Source organism: Labrenzia sp. THAF35 (genome assembly GCF_009363595.1).
Taxonomy (GTDB): domain Bacteria; phylum Pseudomonadota; class Alphaproteobacteria; order Rhizobiales; family Stappiaceae; genus Roseibium; species Roseibium algicola.
Genome location: NZ_CP045380.1, coordinates 2,281,947 through 2,298,964, shown reverse-complemented (window position 1 = coordinate 2,298,964; position 17,018 = coordinate 2,281,947). Strand labels below are relative to the sequence as shown.

The 17,018-nt window shown below is 58.2% G+C and carries 14 protein-coding genes; 2 read left to right on the top strand and 12 right to left on the bottom strand.

What is annotated here, in order from left to right:
• Positions 1-143 precede the first annotated feature (143 nt).
• A complete protein-coding gene (locus FIU93_RS10575; RefSeq protein WP_209010332.1) occupies positions 144-2,447 on the bottom strand; it encodes a mechanosensitive ion channel domain-containing protein in 2,304 nt (767 codons plus the stop codon).
• A 298-nt stretch (positions 2,448-2,745) separates the two neighbouring features.
• Here FIU93_RS10575 and FIU93_RS10570 point away from each other — a divergent pair, with 298 nt between their 5' ends.
• Positions 2,746-3,861: a DUF2336 domain-containing protein gene (locus FIU93_RS10570; protein ID WP_023003401.1), complete on the top strand. Its 1,116-nt coding sequence runs from the start codon at positions 2,746-2,748 to the stop codon at positions 3,859-3,861.
• 87 nt (positions 3,862-3,948) lie between these two features.
• Here FIU93_RS10570 and FIU93_RS10565 read toward each other — a convergent pair whose 3' ends face one another.
• The 3 genes from FIU93_RS10565 to fliI all read right to left on the bottom strand — a co-directional run bounded on the left by FIU93_RS10565 (position 3,949) and on the right by fliI (position 6,320).
• A complete protein-coding gene (locus FIU93_RS10565; RefSeq protein ID WP_055661214.1) occupies positions 3,949-4,383 on the bottom strand; it encodes a paraquat-inducible protein A in 435 nt (144 codons plus the stop codon).
• A gap of 208 nt (positions 4,384-4,591) precedes the next feature.
• Positions 4,592-4,999, bottom strand: coding sequence for a flagellar export protein FliJ (gene fliJ, locus FIU93_RS10560; RefSeq protein ID WP_023003403.1), 408 nt, complete (start codon positions 4,997-4,999; stop codon positions 4,592-4,594).
• A 28-nt stretch (positions 5,000-5,027) separates the two neighbouring features.
• The gene (fliI, locus tag FIU93_RS10555) at positions 5,028-6,320 is read right to left on the bottom strand and encodes a flagellar protein export ATPase FliI (RefSeq protein WP_286202443.1); all 1,293 of its coding nucleotides are present in this window, start codon (positions 6,318-6,320) and stop codon (positions 5,028-5,030) included.
• Positions 6,321-6,725: 405 nt separating this feature from the next.
• Between fliI and ctrA the strand changes: the two genes are divergently transcribed.
• Positions 6,726-7,418, top strand: a complete 693-nt coding sequence (ctrA, locus tag FIU93_RS10550) for a response regulator transcription factor CtrA (RefSeq protein WP_031270498.1) — start codon at positions 6,726-6,728, stop codon at positions 7,416-7,418.
• Between the two features lie 83 nt (positions 7,419-7,501).
• On the opposite strand, the gene FIU93_RS10545 is transcribed toward ctrA, so the two are convergent.
• The 8 genes from FIU93_RS10545 to chpT all read right to left on the bottom strand — a co-directional run bounded on the left by FIU93_RS10545 (position 7,502) and on the right by chpT (position 16,880).
• Positions 7,502-8,857, bottom strand: coding sequence for a lamin tail domain-containing protein (locus FIU93_RS10545; protein ID WP_152505532.1), 1,356 nt, complete (start codon positions 8,855-8,857; stop codon positions 7,502-7,504).
• A gap of 141 nt (positions 8,858-8,998) precedes the next feature.
• Positions 8,999-9,970: an MBL fold metallo-hydrolase gene (locus FIU93_RS10540; protein ID WP_152505531.1), complete on the bottom strand. Its 972-nt coding sequence runs from the start codon at positions 9,968-9,970 to the stop codon at positions 8,999-9,001.
• Between the two features lie 311 nt (positions 9,971-10,281).
• On the bottom strand, positions 10,282-11,172 hold the full coding sequence (locus FIU93_RS10535) for a protein-glutamate O-methyltransferase CheR (RefSeq protein WP_152505530.1): 891 nt from the start codon (positions 11,170-11,172) through the stop codon (positions 10,282-10,284).
• Positions 11,169-12,392 (bottom strand): chemotaxis response regulator protein-glutamate methylesterase, encoded by a 1,224-nt coding sequence (locus tag FIU93_RS10530; RefSeq protein ID WP_023003409.1) that lies wholly within the window; start codon positions 12,390-12,392, stop codon positions 11,169-11,171. The genes FIU93_RS10535 and FIU93_RS10530 overlap by 4 nt, the downstream gene beginning before the upstream one ends.
• Before the next feature lie 20 nt (positions 12,393-12,412).
• A complete protein-coding gene (locus tag FIU93_RS10525; protein ID WP_031270504.1) occupies positions 12,413-12,778 on the bottom strand; it encodes a response regulator in 366 nt (121 codons plus the stop codon).
• Positions 12,779-12,814: 36 nt separating this feature from the next.
• Positions 12,815-13,306 carry a chemotaxis protein CheW gene (locus FIU93_RS10520; protein ID WP_023003411.1) on the bottom strand — a complete coding sequence of 164 codons (492 nt, stop codon included), beginning with the start codon at positions 13,304-13,306 and terminating at the stop codon, positions 12,815-12,817.
• The gene (locus FIU93_RS10515) at positions 13,303-16,101 is read right to left on the bottom strand and encodes a chemotaxis protein CheW (protein ID WP_152505529.1); all 2,799 of its coding nucleotides are present in this window, start codon (positions 16,099-16,101) and stop codon (positions 13,303-13,305) included. The genes FIU93_RS10520 and FIU93_RS10515 overlap by 4 nt, the downstream gene beginning before the upstream one ends.
• A 134-nt stretch (positions 16,102-16,235) precedes the next feature.
• Entirely contained in the window at positions 16,236-16,880 is a 645-nt protein-coding gene (chpT, locus tag FIU93_RS10510) for a histidine phosphotransferase ChpT (protein WP_023003413.1), read from the bottom strand.
• Between the last annotated feature and the right edge of the window lie 138 nt (positions 16,881-17,018).

The window sequence follows — 17,018 nt, the reverse complement described above, 5'->3', positions numbered from 1 at the left end:
TCAGGATTGAAAATGAAAATAAAACGAAACTTCTCGAAATTCAATCAACAATTTCGCACACCAAGACGAAACACCCCGGCAAGAAGCTCGCGCCTCCGCCGGGGTTAAATAGACCACTCAGAAACTACAAGGCATTGATCTGCCTAGTTTTCTCCGTCCTCAGCCGGAGCATCGTCCTCCAACTGGGTCGAAGAAACGTCAACCTTCTTGCGCTGTTTCGGTTTGTTCCCGTCTTCCACGAAGGGAGGCGTCGCGGCGTGATAGGTCACTTGCGGGAACGGGATTTCGATATTCCGTTCGTCAAAGACCTGTTTGACGAATTCGTTATACGCACGCCCGACGCCCCACTGATCTCCCGGGACGGTCTTGATGCGGCCTCGGATATCAATGGAGCTGGCACCGAAATTGGTAACGCCGTGCATTTCGAAATCACCGATGATCTTGGGTCCGAAATCCGTTTCCTTCAGTCTGCGGAAGGCTTCCAGCATGGCGTCCTTGGCATGGGTGATATTCGTGTCGTAGGCAACACCGATCAGCGCGACATGATAGGAGAAGCCGCGCATGAAGTTGGACACCATGTCGACCGACGAGAACGGAATGATGTGGGTTGTTCCGTCGATGTCGCGCATGCGCACCGACCGGACGGTGATCCCCTCGACCGTTCCCGTTATCCCGGCAACAGTGACGACGTCGCCCTCGTTGATGGCATTCTCGACCTGGATGAAGGCTCCGGTGATGATGTCCTTGACCAGGGTCTGTGCACCGAAGGAAATCGCCAGGCCGACGACACCGGCACCGGCGATCAGCGGACCGATATCGACACCGACTTCCGACAGCGACAAGAGCAGTGCCATCACCACGATGACGACCGTCGATGCATTGCGGAACAACTGGAACAGCGTGCGTTCGCGCGCTGTTACGATGTATCCGGAGCGTGACTGCAGCCTGAGGTCCACCCACGACATGACGGCGAGCCAGATCATGAAAGCCACAAGCAGGACCAGGAAGGCAGAACCGTAGCTGCTCAGAAGTTGCACCCCGGCTTCGCTAACCAGCCACTCGGCAACCGTCAACAGACCCCAGATCTCCAGAAGCAGCAACACCGTCACCAGGAAAACGGCGAACCGGACGAACTTCAGAAGGCGCGGCACAAAGGCGTTCAGCCGGCTCTGAAGCGCCGGAAGGGTCCGGTTCAGGTCGTCCGGCAGGCGTATCCCGCCCTTGATGGCCTTGGTCACGACCAGCGAAATGGCCATCCCCGCCATGATGGTGAGGATCGACAGTCCCGTTGCCCGCAGAATAATGGTTGTCGCGTCAAACGGCCGGGTCACCCAGATGATGAAAACCGCCGCGATATAGCCGTAGGCAGCCAGGTGCCAGAGCTGACCGACGAGCACGAGCGCCCGCTTGGCAAGAGCGCTCTGCAGATGCTCGGCGTAATCCCGCGCCCCCTCGTTTACCCGGTGCCTGTTCTGGTGCACCAGCACCAGAAGATAGATCATCCCGAGAAGCACGACGAGGAACCGCAAGGCGTTGCCGAGCACGAAGGATACCGCAACATTGGCGATCGGCACGGCCAGGAACAGGCCGAAGACCATCCAGTACATGAACAACCGCAAACGGCCGTACCAGTAGAGCGAACTTTCATCGGTGAACGGCAGCAACCGCAGTTCCGGCCGCCCCGGCGCAAATATGAAGCGCAGCGAGACGTTGGCCATGCCAAGGATGAAAAACGCGTTCAGCGCGAGACTTTCCTGAAGTGTTACGCCTGCATTTATTCCACCGAAGCTTGCCAGGGCCGCCGCGTTTCCGACGGCCCAACCGACGCCTACCGTCACTGCATCGACGACCGATGTCAGAACAAGAATGAAACTGCGCGTCAGCCCACCGCCGTAACGCGCATAAAGCGACATGCGCGGATAGAGTGCCTTCGCGATCAGCTGGCTGGCAAAAAAGCCGAGATAAGCCGCAAGAAGCACGATGCCGACCTGGATCGCGATATCCTCGACCCGGTCCCATTTCACCGGGATATCGCCGCGCGCGACCAGAACCAGGCCGTTCAACGAGCGCATTGCCTGCTCCAGCAGATACCCCGCGTCATCTACCAGAACCCGTGTGTATTCACCGATCCGCAGGGCGAAGTTTTCCTGTTGCAGGGGTTGGGAGATACCCTGAACCGGAATTGCAGCTTCATTCCCGGGAACCTGCCTGTCACCTTCAGCTGGCTGGCTGTCCCCTGTGCTTTTCTGCAAGAGATCGATCAACGCCGCTCGGCTTTCAGGGTCGTTCAGAACCTTTATCAGGGCCTGGCTCGCCTGTTCGACATCGGCCGGTGGCGCCTGCTCCTGCGCCGGGGCCTGCCCCCCGCTTTCCTGAGCCAGAACCGGAGCCAACCCGGCAAGCATCATTGTCATCAGGGCAAAGAGGCAGCAGCGCAAAATCTTCATTTCAAACTCTTGTCAATTCCAGAAAGACCGGCGGGGGTCCGGCCATGGCAGGGACAATATGGAGGAACGCTCGCGGATGAAAAGGGTTCAGACTGCTGTCTTCGGACATTTTTTAGGTACTATTATAAAACGCAAGTTTCCCGTGCAGTAACGATCGCATCAAAACCAGCAGAAACAAGGATTCACTGGAAATCGCAAAAAGATTTCACCTTTACGCAAGGTAATATGCCAGCCTCCATTTATCGGGTAACGTAATAATAACAATATGGGCGCCAATCTGGCCCGACGAGGAGGAAGGATGCCCAGGTCCTTGATCAAGCTTGCACAGGAAGGCACAGACGAGGCGCGACGACGGCTGTTCGCGCAGGTGAGCGAACTTGTGATCGCGAACCTCGATGAGCGGACCGACCGGGAACTGGCAATCTTCTCCGAAGTAATCATAAAACTGTACAGTGTCGGCTCGCCCAGGGACCGCGCCAGGCTGGCGCACAAGCTCGCTTCGCAAGTCAACACGCCGCCGGAGCTTGCCCGCAAGATCGCCGAAGACGACGTCAATGTGGCCATGCCGCTGCTCGCGCAAAGCCCCGCGCTGACCCAGGAAGACCTGATCGACTTTGTCGAACGGCTGAGCAACAGCCATCTACAGGTGATTGCCCGCCGCACCGATCTCTCGCCTGAAGTCTCAGATGCCATTGCCGAAAAAGGCGACCGCCCGGTGCACCGCATTCTGGCCGGCAACCGCGAGATCAAACTGTCCCGCGAAACCATGCTGAGTTTCGTCAAATACGCCACGGAAGACGTGGTCCTGCGCGAGGACCTGTGCCTGCGCTCCGATCTTTCCCCGGCAGTGTGCCGGGCCTTGCTGCCGCTTGTGGACGATGAAACCAAGAAGCGCCTGCGCAGTATCATCGAAGGCTCCCTGTCGCAGGATCAACTGGACCAGATCGCAAGACTGAAAGTGCTGCGCCGGGAGTTCGGCGATGCCCTCAACAATCCGGACATGACCCTCCTGTGGCGGGAAGCGGAGCGTGCGGAAATCACCGTCAACGAGCTTATGATTCTGTTGCTGCAGGATGGCCGCTTCAATCACGCGATCGAACTGCTCAGCGCGCGCGGCCGAACGGCCCAGAAGGCGCTCAAGGATGCGGTCTTCAACGGCAAGAAGGATCTGGTTCTCAGAACCGCGGAGAAAGCCGGCCTCGACACGCCGACCTTCGCCCTTTTCGCCAAGGTTCGCTGCGACCACTTGAAGATCCCGGCAACGCAGGGCTCCGAATGGACGGCCACCTACAAGAAATTTCTTGACAGCACGGCACAGACCAAACAATCCCGATGCGGTGATTTCCAGGCGAACCGTCGGGAAAAGAAACCAAGACCCACGGGTGATCGTCCCGGACGTGTCGCGGCAATGTAACGACAACGCGTAGCGTTGCTTCGCGCCAACCGACTCATCGAAGAGCAACCTTGTCAGCGCTTTTTCTAGCCCGTGTTTTTCGAGAGTTCAGCTTTTGGAACAAAGCGTCGCGGCGATTGCTGTCGACAGGGTCGCGGCCGCGTAGAACCAGAGGCCCGGCAAAATGGCGGCTGCCGCCAGTCCACTTGTCTTGGCGGCAAAAAGCACCAACGCCACCAGCATGACATCCAGCATCGACCACTTGCTGACCATCGACAGGAGCGCAAGCGAACGCGTCTTGGCACCACTAAGCACGGCCACATGGATCAGAAGGATCTTCAGCGCAGGAAACCCGATCGAAAACAGCGCCACGATCGCGGCAAGAACCGCATCGCCCTCGTGATAGAGGCTGGTCACCATTTCGATCAGCGTCGGTCGGTCTTCCAGAAAATAGAGGCGCTCGAACCGCATGAGCGGCTGCGTCAGTCCGAGGGCGAACGAGAATGTGGAAACGGGAAGCAGCAAAGCCAGAAAAAATCGCATTGAAACTGCCGTACCCTGGCTATCGCGTAAACTTGTAGCGGCACCTGCGCCCGGCAACACCGGGAGGAGCACCAATTCCTATATCACCCGGATCGGAAAGCACAAAACCTGACCGCCGCGAGCAACGATCAGGAATATAAGAACGTATATCAAGCCCTGCCAGCCCCCATTCGGAGACCGGCTGTTTTTAGGGAAGTTCAGTAAGCCGTTATCGGCCTCGAGCCCGCGCAGCAACTTCGTCGAGCTGGTCCTGCTCCGCCAGTTCCTGGGCTGTGCGCTCGCGCTGCTGGTCGCGTTCTTCCAGCTGCTCGAACTTCTTCAGCTCCTCGATCGCCTCGCTGAGCTCGTCCTGGGCACGTTGCAGCTGGTCGTCCAGTTCATGCGCGGAATTGCGCAGGTTGTCGCGACGGTCCGCTGCGGCCTTGGCAAACGTCGGATAGGCAAAATGCGTGACATCCGTAATACCGACCCGCTCCTGCTCCGACCGGATCTGGTCATCGAGTTCATCGGCCATACGGTTGAACTCGGCGATCATGCTCTCGATCTGAGCAAGCTGTCGTCGTTTCTCGTCAACCTGAAACCGCTTCAAACGGATCAAACTGTCTCGGGTTTTCATTACTCAATACTCCCCTAACACGGGCAGTCTACCCCTGAGTCATTTCCAAAAGGTTGGCAAGTTGCTCATACCCGTCAGAAAGTGATGTCGCTTCGTCTTTTCCCTGATTCAGGAATTCGTCGATCATGTCGAACCTGTAGATGGCTTCGTCCACGGTCGGGTCCGACCCCTTCCGGTATGCGCCCAGCCGGATCAATTCTTCCATGTCCGTATAGGTCGACAGAAGTTGTCGGGCCCTGCGCAGAACCGGGAGCTGCTCCGGCGGCACGCAGCGCGGCATGGTTCGCGACACGGATTTCAGCACATTGATTGCCGGATAACGGCCACGCTCGGCAATGCCGCGTTCCATCACCACGTGGCCATCGAGAATACCGCGCACCGCGTCGGCCACGGGCTCGTTGTGATTGTCACCTTCCACAAGAACGGTGAAAAGGCCGGTGATCGATCCGCTGTTCTCCTTGCCGGGGCCGGCCCGTTCCAGAAGTCGCGGCAATTCGGTGAAGACCGTCGGCGTATAGCCCTTGGAGGTCGGCGGCTCGCCGATCGACAAGCCGATTTCGCGCTGTGCCATGGCGAATCGCGTTACCGAGTCCATCATGCACAGCACGTTCTTGCCTTCATCGCGGAAATGTTCGGCAACAGTCATGGTCAGATAGGCGGCCTGCCGCCGCATCAGAACGCTTTCATCTGAGGTCGCGACGACAACCACGGAGCGCTCCAGCCCCGCATCGCCCAGATCGTCCTCGATGAACTCCTGAACCTCTCGACCGCGTTCGCCGATAAGGCCGATCACCGCGACATCACACTTTGTGTTGCGCGCCAGCATGGACATCAGCACGGACTTGCCGACGCCGGAGCCGGCAAAAATGCCCATTCGCTGCCCCTCGCAACAGGTTACGAATGTATTAAGTGCGCGAACGCCGAGATCCAGGGGCGGTCCAACTCGTTTACGTTCGGAGGCCGGCGGAGGCGAACTTCGCAATTTGCGAGGCACTCCGCCATGAACAAGACTTCCTTTACCATCAATCGGTTCACCAAGTGCGTTAATCACTCGACCAAGCCAGGCATTTGCCGGATGAACCACGCTGTCACGCGATTGAATCACGGCTTTGCAACCCATTCGCACGCCTTCGAGCCCGGAAAAAGGCATGCAAAGTGCGTGTCCTTCACGAAAACCCACAACCTCTGCGGGCACTTTCGGGTTATCCTCACCGTTGTCGATCAACAATCTCGAGCCGACACTCATTTCGTGAATAGGGCCCGCAATCTCGACGAGAAGTCCCTGAACCGCAGTCACCCGGCCATAAATTTCGGTCGGCATGAGCGAATCAATCTCGGCGAAAAGCGCCTTCACGTAAGATTCCTTCCCTCGTTAACGGTTTTGGTAACCGATCGTTTACGACTCTGGTTAATCTTAACCTTTGGAAGGCTGACAAGCGAGAGCCATTTCGAAGTCAAAACGGCTTTGTTGAAAGGAATCTGAACGGAATCGGTTAGCGCCGGTTCTTAAAGTTCAACATTAAGATTTGTGAATCCGAATTTTTTCTGGGGATTCAATAAGTTGAGTGTTGTTCACAGTTTCCTCTCTCCAGAGCTTGCCGTTACGAATCATATTTTGTTAACCATTAACCGATAGCTTTGAGTCGGGGTTAACATCAGTCCTTCGTAGCAGGCACCGACAGAGCCGTTGCGACTTGCCCAGGAAAGGCAGAACAAGGGGATTGGCATGCGTGTATTGTTGATTGAGGATGACAGCGCCACGGCGCAGAGCATCGAGCTGATGCTGAAGTCCGAGAACTTCAACGTCTACACGACAGATCTTGGCGAGGAAGGCATCGACCTCGGCAAACTGTACGATTACGACATCATTATGTTGGATTTGAACCTGCCGGACATGTCCGGTTACGAGGTTCTCCGGACACTACGCGTTTCCAAGGTCAAGACACCGATCCTGATCCTTTCCGGTAACGCGGGTATCGAAGACAAGGTTCGCGGCCTCGGCTTCGGCGCCGACGATTACATGACCAAGCCGTTCCACAAGGACGAGCTGGTCGCGCGTATCCACGCAATCGTCCGCCGCTCCAAGGGGCACGCACAGTCGGTCATCGTCACTGGCGACCTGAAGGTCAACCTGGACACCAAAACCGTCGAAGTCGGCGGCCAGCGCGTCCATCTGACCGGCAAGGAATACCAGATGCTGGAGCTTCTCTCCCTGCGCAAGGGAACGACGCTCACCAAGGAGATGTTCCTGAACCATCTCTATGGCGGCATGGACGAGCCGGAACTGAAGATCATCGACGTGTTTATCTGTAAGCTTCGCAAGAAGCTGGCAGCTGCAACCTCCGGCAAGAACTACATCGAAACGGTGTGGGGCCGAGGTTACGTTCTGCGCGAGCCGGACGTCGAAGCAGCCGCCTGATCCAGCATCAGACGTTGACGTTTTAAAAGCCCCGGCACTGCCGGGGCTTTTTGTTGTTGAGGGTTGGATGTGACAAGGCTGATCTAGCCCTGGCCACCTGCGCGCTCGGCAAAGGTCAGCACAGCCCCTTCCGCCGCCTGCCCGTAATTGACAGACGCCAGCATCTCGCCGGAACTGTCATGCAGGGTAATCAACCCCTTGCGGTTCGACATCTGCATGTGATGGACCGTTGCCCGCGTCACCGACACCTTCAAAACGGCACCTGCAATCAGAACGACCGCCTCCAACGGCTGCGGCCGGCACATCTTGTCCCGCAGTTCGTAGCCCGTAAGGTCGATGTCCGCTGCACCGGCATTCCAGATCTCCACCCATTCCGTGCCCTGGTCATCCCCCGGCGGGTTCGGCAAAGCCGAAAGAATGCGAAGCGGACCGTCATTCTGCATTTCAACGGTCCTTGGACGCACGACCACATTGCCAGAATCATCCGTGCGGGTGCTGCCGTCGCCAAGGAACACAGGGTAGAATGAGCGGATGTGCTGTCCCAGCGAGCCATCAGCCGTGGTCTCGTGATACATCACCAGATCGAACTTGCCCTCACCGAGCTGAACACGCTTCTTCTGGTTGGTGAGCAAGCCGTGCAGACCTTCGTAATAGGCAAGCGTGCCAAGCGCGAATTCGCACGCAGGACTGCTGCCGACAAAAAACCCTCCCTTGCTCTTGAAGAGCTCAGCGACAAGATTGCCGGTCATGTCCTGGTGGTTCCAGACCATCTGCAGCGTCACGACATGGGGATTTTCCGGTCCCGGACCTCCGAGATCGTATTTGTAACCAAGGTAGTCGACCCGGTTGTTGAGTTCATCGAGCGCGAATTTCACCCAGGAGTGATAACCGGAGATTTCACCCTTCTCCGAGGCGGAATTCGCCCCTTTCTTGTATTTGCCCTCGCCGACAAAAACATGCTCGAAGCCGGTGCAGAAGTGGGTCGACTTGCCCCGGAAGAAGTTGGTGTAGACCTCGAACCACATCCGGAACAGATCCTGCCGGAAGGTTTCAGCGGTCATGTCCCTGACGAGCTCGGCAGAAATATGCTCGAAAGCGATCTGCATCGGCCGGCTTGCAATCACCAGATCGAGAAACCCTTCGATCTCGTCTCGCTCGGCAGGCGAAATGGTTTCCGGGTCGCGAAAGTGGACCGCATAGTTGTCCAGAAGCCGGATGAAGGACTGGTACAGATCGCTCGCCGCCATCTTGTCGAAATCGACCCGGGCAAAGAGCGGGTTTGCTGCCAGGTCGATCTGGCGGGACCCTTTGGCCTTCACCTGCTCGTCCAGCAGAATGTCAGCTGTCATGTCCGTCCAGTCGCCATCCACGTTGCGCGTGCTGACGCTGAACCGGTCGGCATCTTCGTTCCAAATGGCCTGATAGATATGGTCTGACATGCGAGCCTCAACCTGAAGTAACGAGAAGAAGGCTTTCACACGTTTATGACATTTTCACTACCAGACGGAAACTCGTAACTGTCCGGCAAAAACAAAAAAGCCGGCGTTGCCGCCGGCCTTTCCGCACTTGCGATGGCAGGATCAGAGCTGCAGCTGGTATGACGCAGGGACATAGCGGAAACCGCTGTCGTTGGTCTCCACGTAGCCGACCGCCGGGAACGGCATGTGATAGCCCACGAACGGGATCTTGTCGGCGGCCAGCATGCCGAAGACGGTCTTGCGGGTGGCCGCGGCGCCTTCCTTGTCCATGTCGAAGCGCACTTCCCATTCGGGATGCGCCAGCGACCAGACGTAGTGATTGGCCGTATCCGCCGTTATGGCAAGCTGCTTGCCGTCGCTTTCAAGCATGTAGATCATGTGACCGGGGGTATGACCTGCAGCAGCCATCGCGGTGACACCCGTCGTCACGCTGCCGCCGTCATCAAGGAAAGTCATTTTCTCCGCCAAGGGTTTGACGTGGCTCGCCATCAGCTTGGTCACCCCATTGGCTTCCGCATCCATTGCCGCCCAGAAGTCATATTCCTTCTGCCCGGTCACATAGCGGGCATTGGCAAAGGTCGGCGAGCCGCCTTCCATCAGACCGCTGACGTGGTCGGGATGCATGTGAGTCAGCACCACCACGTCAACCTGCTCCGGCGTGTATCCCGCATTTTCCAGCGCAGCACGCATCTTGCCGCGGCCTGGCCTGGCACCTTCGCCATTGCCGGTGTCGAACAGGATCAATTCGCTGCCCGTGTTCACCAGCGTTGGCGTGAAACTGATCTGGAAACTGTCGTTGGGCAGGAAGTTATCGGCATTGGTCGCAGAAAATGTATCCGCGTCCACATTCATGGCGAAGGTCTTCTGCGGTTCGGTCAGGGAGACCGCACCGTCGTGCAGGGTGGTCACTTCGAACCCGCCTACGGAATAGCGGGCGACGGGTGCCGGCACAGCGGCCTGCTTCTCTGCAGCCGCATGGACAACGGTGGTTCCGGCAAGACTCGCCCCGGCAAGCGCACCACCTGCTCCCAGAAGCGCCGCGCGACGTGTGAGTTCAACTTTTATCTCGGTCATATTCCCACTCCCTGCAATTCCGATCCATAAAAACAGTCCCACAGTCGAACACCCCGAGTGCCCGGCAGGACGCAAAGCTTACGTTCGTGAAAATGGAATGGATGCAGATGCAGACAAGTGCTGTTCGCCGCCAGCCGGATAAACTTCACGAGAGCGAACGAACGAAATGAATTTCAAAAACTTGCTCATTCGCAACAGACCGCTTTTTTGACGGGATTCCTTCACGCTACAGCGAATGAAAAAGGCGGCCAGAGGCCGCCTTTGAACTTGATCCGAAATGTCCAAACCGTGCTGAAGAAGGGACGCAGGCTTTAACGCTGCAGGCCCAGGCCTGCTCCAGCGCCCACGGCCAGGCGCGGCGTTGCTGCCGTGCCGGTCGCGGCCTGTGCAGCCTGTTTCTTCTGGAACAGGCCTCGCTTACCGGGCACCGGCTTGAAGGCATCCGTCAGACCGACCACGGTTTCTGCGGCACCGAGAACGAGATACCCGTCATCCGGCAGGGATTTCGCCAACCGGCCGAGGATTTCCGTCTTGGTTGCCTGATCGAAGTAGATCAGCACGTTGCGGCAGAAGATGATGTCGAACTCGCCCAGATGGGTGAAGCTTTCCAGCAGGTTCAGCTTCTTCCATTCGATCATGGCGCGCATGCCGGCATTGATCTGCCACATGTCACCCTTCTGCTCGAAGTATTTCAGCAGCATCTGGATCGGCAGACCACGCTGAACCTCGAACTGGCTGTAGAGGCCGGTCTTGGCCTTTTCCAGCACTTCGTTGGAGAGGTCCGTACCCAGGATCCGGGTTCGCCAGCCAGCCATCTTGGCCGCATCTTCCTTCAGGCAGATGCCCAGGGAATAAGGCTCCTGCCCGGTCGAGGCAGCGGCACACCAGATCTTGATCTGCTTGCGTGTCGCGCGGCTTTCCAGCAGCGTCGGCAACATCGTGTCCTTGAAGTGCTCGAACGGTGTCTTGTCGCGAAAGAAGAACGACTCGTTGGTCGTCATCGCCTCGACAACGTCCGTTTCCAGCGCTCTGTTGGTGCCGCGCTGAAGCTGCTGGATCACCGCACTGAGCGTTTCCAGCTTGGAGCTGCGTGCAATCGGCAGAAGACGGCTTTCGACCAGGTATTGCTTGTCGTTGGACAGAACCAGGCCGGAGCGGGTCTTCAGGAAGTTTTTCAGAAACTCGAACTCGCTCGGGGTCATCTCGTGTTCCCCTTCAGAACGCGCGAGATCTTCGGGCCGATCTCCTTCAAGGGTAGAATTTCGCTGCAGACGCCCGTTTGTGCAGCTGCGCCCGGCATGCCCCAGACCACGCTTGTGGCTTCGTCCTGCGTGATCACGCTGCCGCCGCCTGCTGCAATGGTCTTGACGCCTTCAGCGCCGTCATGCCCCATACCGGTCAGGATGACACCCAGGCTTGCCGAACCGAATACCTTCGCAACGCTGTCGAACAGGGGATCGACGGCAGGCTTGCAGAAATTCACGGGAGGACCGTCGGTCAGCCGGATCTTGGCGACACCGCCGTCCTTTTCCACGATCATGTGCTTGCCGCCAGGCGCGACATAGATATTGCCGGGTTTCAGCACTTCGCCATCTTCACCTTCCTTGGACGGACGCAGGGCAGCCTTGCCCATATGCTCGGCCAGAATGGCAGTGAAGGTTGGCGGCATATGCTGGGTGATGACCACCGGCACATCATTCATGGCCGTACCGACTTCGCGCATGACTTCCTGCAGCGCCTGCGGACCGCCCGTCGAGGAACCGATCGCAAGGATGCGCGGACGCGCGGAAGAGTACGGACGTGTCTGGTACTTCACTGCACCGGCAGCAGCTCCCGCCGGTTGAGCAGCTCCGCGAAAGGTCGCCCGTGTATCCGTTGCCGGACGCGCAGAAATCGGTCTGACCGGCTGCGCGGTGCGGCCTGCGCTGGTTTCTGCACGCATGGTGCGCGCAGGACCGCGCATACGTAGTGCACGTGCCCCAAGAGCCTTGACCTTCTCGATCAGCTCACGGCGAAAATCGATGGACGTCGTGACCTCGGAAGTCGATTCCGGCTTCGGCACATAGTCGGCCGCGCCCAGAGACAGGGCCTTCAAGCTGATTTCCGCGTTGCGGCGGGTCAGGGTCGAAGCCATGATCACGACGAGATCGCGCTTCTTCGCCAGCATGAGCGGCAAGGCCGTCATGCCGTCCATTTCCGGCATCTCGATGTCGAGAACGACGACGTCGGGATTGCTTTTTTCGATATCTTCTACAGCAAGCTTGCCGTTGCGATGCGAGCTGACGACCTTCAGACTTTTGTCTTCACCGAGCCAGCGTGTCAGGAGTCCGCGGATGACGACAGCGTCATCTACGACCATGACTTTGATGGGGTCGCTGCCCGGACTCGTGCCCGCAGTTATGCTTCTTTGCGCAAACGCCATTTAGACTGCCCAACTCGAAACTAGATAAGACCGACTTCCTGAAACTTGGCTTCCACGATTTCGCGGTCAAACGGTTTCATGATGTACTCGTTTGCACCGGCGCGGATGGCGCGGGCGATGTGAGCAACATCGTTTTCGGTCGTGCAGAATACGACGATCGGGTTTTCTCCGCCTTCTTCCGCACGCAGGCTGGTCAGGAACTCAAGTCCGTCCATGACGGGCATGTTCCAGTCCAGCAGGATCGCGTCCGGCATGGTCTTGCGGCATTCGTCAAGCGCCTTCTGGCCGTCTTCCGCTTCCGTAATCTCGAAATTCATATCCTCGAGAATGCGGCGAGCCACCTTCCGGATGACGCTTGAGTCATCTACTACGAGGCACTGTTTCATCAGGCGTAACTCCACTCAATGGCCATTGCGGCCCAGTTATGCTGCAGCCATGGGTTCGGTGAACATCGCACCAAGCAGACGGTCGACATCCAGAATGACCATCAGGCGGCCGTCCAGACGATGGACGCCTCCGGAGATCTCGGCCCAACGGCGATCCAGGTTCGACGGGTTGGGCTCTGCAGATGCGGACGGCAGCGTCAGCACCTCACCAACCGTGTCGATGACAAGGCCGTAGCTTTCCTGCTTGTACTCGATGCCCACGGCCATCATCTGCCCTTCCTTCAGCGGAGGCAAGTGAAGGCGGCGGCGCATGTTGATTGCGGTGACGATGCGTCCACGCAGGTTCAGGACACCCTGAACCTCGGGTGCGGACATCGGCACGCGAGTTACGCTTTCCGGCACGAACACGTCGTGAACCTGGGAAATGGGCAGGCCGAACAGCTGGCCGCCGATGACCACGGTCACATACTGGATCATGTCACTTGCGGCTTTTTGCTCCGCGGTCAGTTTGTGTTCCAGCACACTCATGCTGCAGCTCCCATTTCACCGGAGAAGACGTCTTTCAGGGCGGCGATCAGGCCCGGACGGTCGAATTTGGCGACATAGTCGTCAAAGCCCGCCTGGCGGCCGCGTTCGATCGAGGCCGGCGTCACCATGGACGACAGGGCCAGGATCGGGATGTTGCGGAACCGGGGATCGCGGCGCAGCGATTCACAGAACTCGAAGCCGTTGATTTCCGGCATTTCGATGTCACTGACGATCGCATGGAACTTGTCGCCGTTTTCCAGAAGTTCGAACGCCTGATGCGGACCGGTACAGGTGGTCACATCGTAGCCGGCCGCCTTCAGAACCGGTGTCAGCATGTTGCGGAAGAAGGACGAGTCATCCACGAAGAGAACCTTCTTCGTCAGCGCCTCGATGTCCATTTCCTTGCGCATGAACCAGTCTTCAAAGGCCTGCGGCAGATAGTAGCCGAGGTCGATGATCTCGGTCGCACGTTCCTTCACCACGGCAGAGCCGAGGATGCCCGGACGTTCCGAACCGACTTCGATGTTCATGCGGTCCTCGACGATGTCGACGATCTCGTCGACCACAAGGCCCATCGAGCGTCCCGCATCGGAGAACACCAGCATCGGCTGCGTGCCTTCCGACTTGTGACTGTCGCCTTCGTTCAGATAGACGAGCGGCATGAGCGCACCGCGGTACTGGACCAGATCGCGGCCGTTCGACCGTTCGATCTTGGAGACCTCGAACTCCTCCAGGCGCGTGACCAGAGACAGCGGCACGGCCTTGGGTTCCGGCGCACCGGCACGGAACAGCAGAAGCGAGATCGAGCTCTGGCCGGAAATCGCGCGGCTCTGCAGGTCTTCCCGTTCGTCTTCCTGGTTCTCGGTGACCGCGCTGGATGCATGGCTTGCCATGGCACCGGCGATGCCGTTCGGATCGATGATCATGATCACGGAACCGTCGCCCAGGATGGTGTTGCCGGAGAACATGCCGAGGTTGCGCAGCATCGTCGACATCGGCTTGACCACGATTTCCTCCGTATGGAAGACACCGTCGACAACCACGCCGAATGTCTGGCTACCGACCTGCATGACAACGATGAATCCGTTGTCCGCATCAATCGCCTCGTCCGCGTTTTCGCCCTCATAGATACCGAGGAGCTGGGACAGGTGCACCAGCGGCAGCAGCTTGTTGCGCAAGCGCAGGACCGGGGTGTCCTTGATCCGCTCTATACGGTGTTCCGAATTGGTCTGCACACGGACCAGTTCGACAACGGAAAGCTGCGGGATGGCGAACCGGTCGCCGCCGGCCTCGACGATCAGCGTCGAAACAATGGCAAGCGTCAGCGGGATCTTGATGATGAAGCTCGAGCCCTTGCCCTGGGTAGAGCGCAGGTCGACAGTACCGCCGATCAGTTCGATGTTGTTGCGAACGACATCCATGCCGACGCCGCGGCCGGACACGCTCGTGACCTTTGCCGCCGTGGAGAACCCGGCTGCGAAGATGAACTTGTGGATCTGGGCGTCCGTCATCTTGTCGACTTCGGCTTCCGACGCCAGGCCGCGTTCCACGACCTTCGCCTTCACCTTGTCGACATCAATGCCCTTACCGTCATCGCGAACTTCGATGATGATGTGGCCGCCTTCATGGTAAGCCGCCAGGGTAATGGTACCCTTTTCAGGCTTGCCAGCGGAGCGGCGCTCATCCGGGCGCTCAAGACCATGGTCGGCCGAGTTGCGGACCATGTGCGTGAGCGGGTCCTTGATCATCTCGAGAACCTGGCGGTCCAGTTCGGTATCCGCACCGATCATTTCCAGTTCGATCGGCTTTTCAAGTTCCTGGCTGAGATCGCGAACGATGCGCGGCAGTTTCTGCCAGGCATTGCCGATCGGCTGCATGCGCGTCGCCATGACGCCTTCCTGCAGTTCGGCAGTTACATTCGACAGACGCTGCAGCGGCACCTTGAATTCGCTGTCTTCATGGCGGCGTACGATTTCCAGAAGCTGGTTCCGGGTCAGCACCAGTTCGGACACCATGGTCATCAGGTGCTCGAGCGTGTCGACCGCAACGCGGATGCTCTGGTTGGACACACCGCCACCGGAGGATTTCTTCTCGCCGCCTTCGCCGCCAGCCTTTTTCGCCGGGGCTTTCGCAGCCGCGTTGGCTTCTGCCTTGACCGCAACGGGAGCAGGCTCTGGCTCATCGGCTTCGTCGACGATCTCTTCGAGTTCCGGAACTTCCGGCTCGGCGACTTCGACTTCAACTTCGGTTTCGCGGAACGCGCGCTCCAGTTCGTCCAGCGACACTTCGCCAGGACGGAGTGGACGTTCAAGAGCTTGCTCGGCGGCAGCTTCTTCGGCAGGCGCTTCAGGCTCTGCCGCAACGGCTTCAGCCACAGGCGCTTCCTTGACGGCTGCGCCACCCTTCATGGCAGCATCAGCTTTCGCGGACATCTCTTCCAGCTGGCCGATCAGCTCACTGTCGTCGCCTTGCGGCTCTTCGCCTTCGGCAGCTTCCAGTTCACCCAGAATGTCCTTGATCTGGTCGATCGAGGTCAGAATGAGGGAAACGGCCTCTTGCGTGACAGGAGCGCCGTCGCGGAACTTGCCCATGAGGGTTTCAGCCGCATGCGCGATACCTTCAAGACGGGGAAGACCCAGGAAGCCACAGGTGCCCTTGATCGTGTGCACCAGGCGGAAAATATTATCTAGGATAGTCGCGTTGTTCGGTTCCTGCTCGAATTTTACGAGCTCAACGTCAACAACATCGAGACTTTCGTTCGTCTCGGTAATGAATTCCCTGAGGAGGTCGTCCATGGCCTGCTCTCACCCGACTTGTTACTGGTTCCGCATCCCAAAAGGGACGTCTGGACCGAGAAGTCCATGAGAGCTAGGTTGACGGCAAACAGTTAAGATACGCTGAAGCGGATGGAGACTTTTGAAGGCCTTGTTTATTCTGCCAAGAGGGCCGTTATTTTTACCAACTCTTCTTGTTTATCTATCGTTAATACCATGCCGCATTCACGGGCGAGCAGCAACGTGTAGATCGGCTGAACCGAGTGCGCATCGACCCGTTCAGGCTCTTCTCCGCTCAGAGTTTCCTTCATTCCGAGCGGAATGCGCGGATTGAGACCGCTGGCCTGAAGCGTGAAGGACGGAGATTGTGGGTCGCCTTCCATTTCAACCTTGATTTCTCCACCGCGCGGAACGCACTGGTTCGCGATGAGGATCAAGTTGAGAAGTAGTTTTACGTAGTTCTTCGGCATCAGGTGCCGGGTCAATTGCCAATTTAGATCGGATTTTTCGTTTTCCATGAACCCGGTGGCAACGACCTGAGCGTCCCCCAGGTCGATCTCCGCGCCTGCCGAGCCTGCAGCGCCGAAGGCAAGACGGGCGAACTGCAGTTTTGCAGACGCCTGGCGCGCGCTCTTGCGAATGAGGTCCATGGCGAATTCACGCATGTCCTCCGACCCCTCCTCGTCAAGCACTTCCAACCCGTTGGTTATCGCCCCGACGGGAGAAATGATGTCGTGGCAGACGCGGCTGGCCACCAGGGCGGCAAGATCAAGAGAGGAAAGCTCTTTTAGTGCAGACATGGCGTTTTGAGGCTCTTCTTGAGGAGGCGGCGGAAACTGATTCGATATAGTGGCTGCAAGAGTTACACATCCGCACAGCGGCTGCCAAGGCAGCGGCGGGCAGCAAACCATGTCATCCAGATGAAAGTTTGCCCCGAA

Coding starts and splice junctions, on each gene's coding strand:
- FIU93_RS10575 (WP_209010332.1), bottom strand. CDS start 2,447: ATGAAGATTTTGCGCTGCTGCCTCTTTGCCCTGATGACAATGATGCTT.
- FIU93_RS10570 (WP_023003401.1), top strand. CDS start 2,746: ATGCCCAGGTCCTTGATCAAGCTTGCACAGGAAGGCACAGACGAGGCG.
- FIU93_RS10565 (WP_055661214.1), bottom strand. CDS start 4,383: ATGCGATTTTTTCTGGCTTTGCTGCTTCCCGTTTCCACATTCTCGTTC.
- fliJ (WP_023003403.1), bottom strand. CDS start 4,999: ATGAAAACCCGAGACAGTTTGATCCGTTTGAAGCGGTTTCAGGTTGAC.
- fliI (WP_286202443.1), bottom strand. CDS start 6,320: ATGCCGACCGAAATTTATGGCCGGGTGACTGCGGTTCAGGGACTTCTC.
- ctrA (WP_031270498.1), top strand. CDS start 6,726: ATGCGTGTATTGTTGATTGAGGATGACAGCGCCACGGCGCAGAGCATC.
- FIU93_RS10545 (WP_152505532.1), bottom strand. CDS start 8,857: ATGTCAGACCATATCTATCAGGCCATTTGGAACGAAGATGCCGACCGG.
- FIU93_RS10540 (WP_152505531.1), bottom strand. CDS start 9,970: ATGACCGAGATAAAAGTTGAACTCACACGTCGCGCGGCGCTTCTGGGA.
- FIU93_RS10535 (WP_152505530.1), bottom strand. CDS start 11,172: ATGACCCCGAGCGAGTTCGAGTTTCTGAAAAACTTCCTGAAGACCCGC.
- FIU93_RS10530 (WP_023003409.1), bottom strand. CDS start 12,392: ATGGCGTTTGCGCAAAGAAGCATAACTGCGGGCACGAGTCCGGGCAGC.
- FIU93_RS10525 (WP_031270504.1), bottom strand. CDS start 12,778: ATGAAACAGTGCCTCGTAGTAGATGACTCAAGCGTCATCCGGAAGGTG.
- FIU93_RS10520 (WP_023003411.1), bottom strand. CDS start 13,306: ATGAGTGTGCTGGAACACAAACTGACCGCGGAGCAAAAAGCCGCAAGT.
- FIU93_RS10515 (WP_152505529.1), bottom strand. CDS start 16,101: ATGGACGACCTCCTCAGGGAATTCATTACCGAGACGAACGAAAGTCTC.
- chpT (WP_023003413.1), bottom strand. CDS start 16,880: ATGTCTGCACTAAAAGAGCTTTCCTCTCTTGATCTTGCCGCCCTGGTG.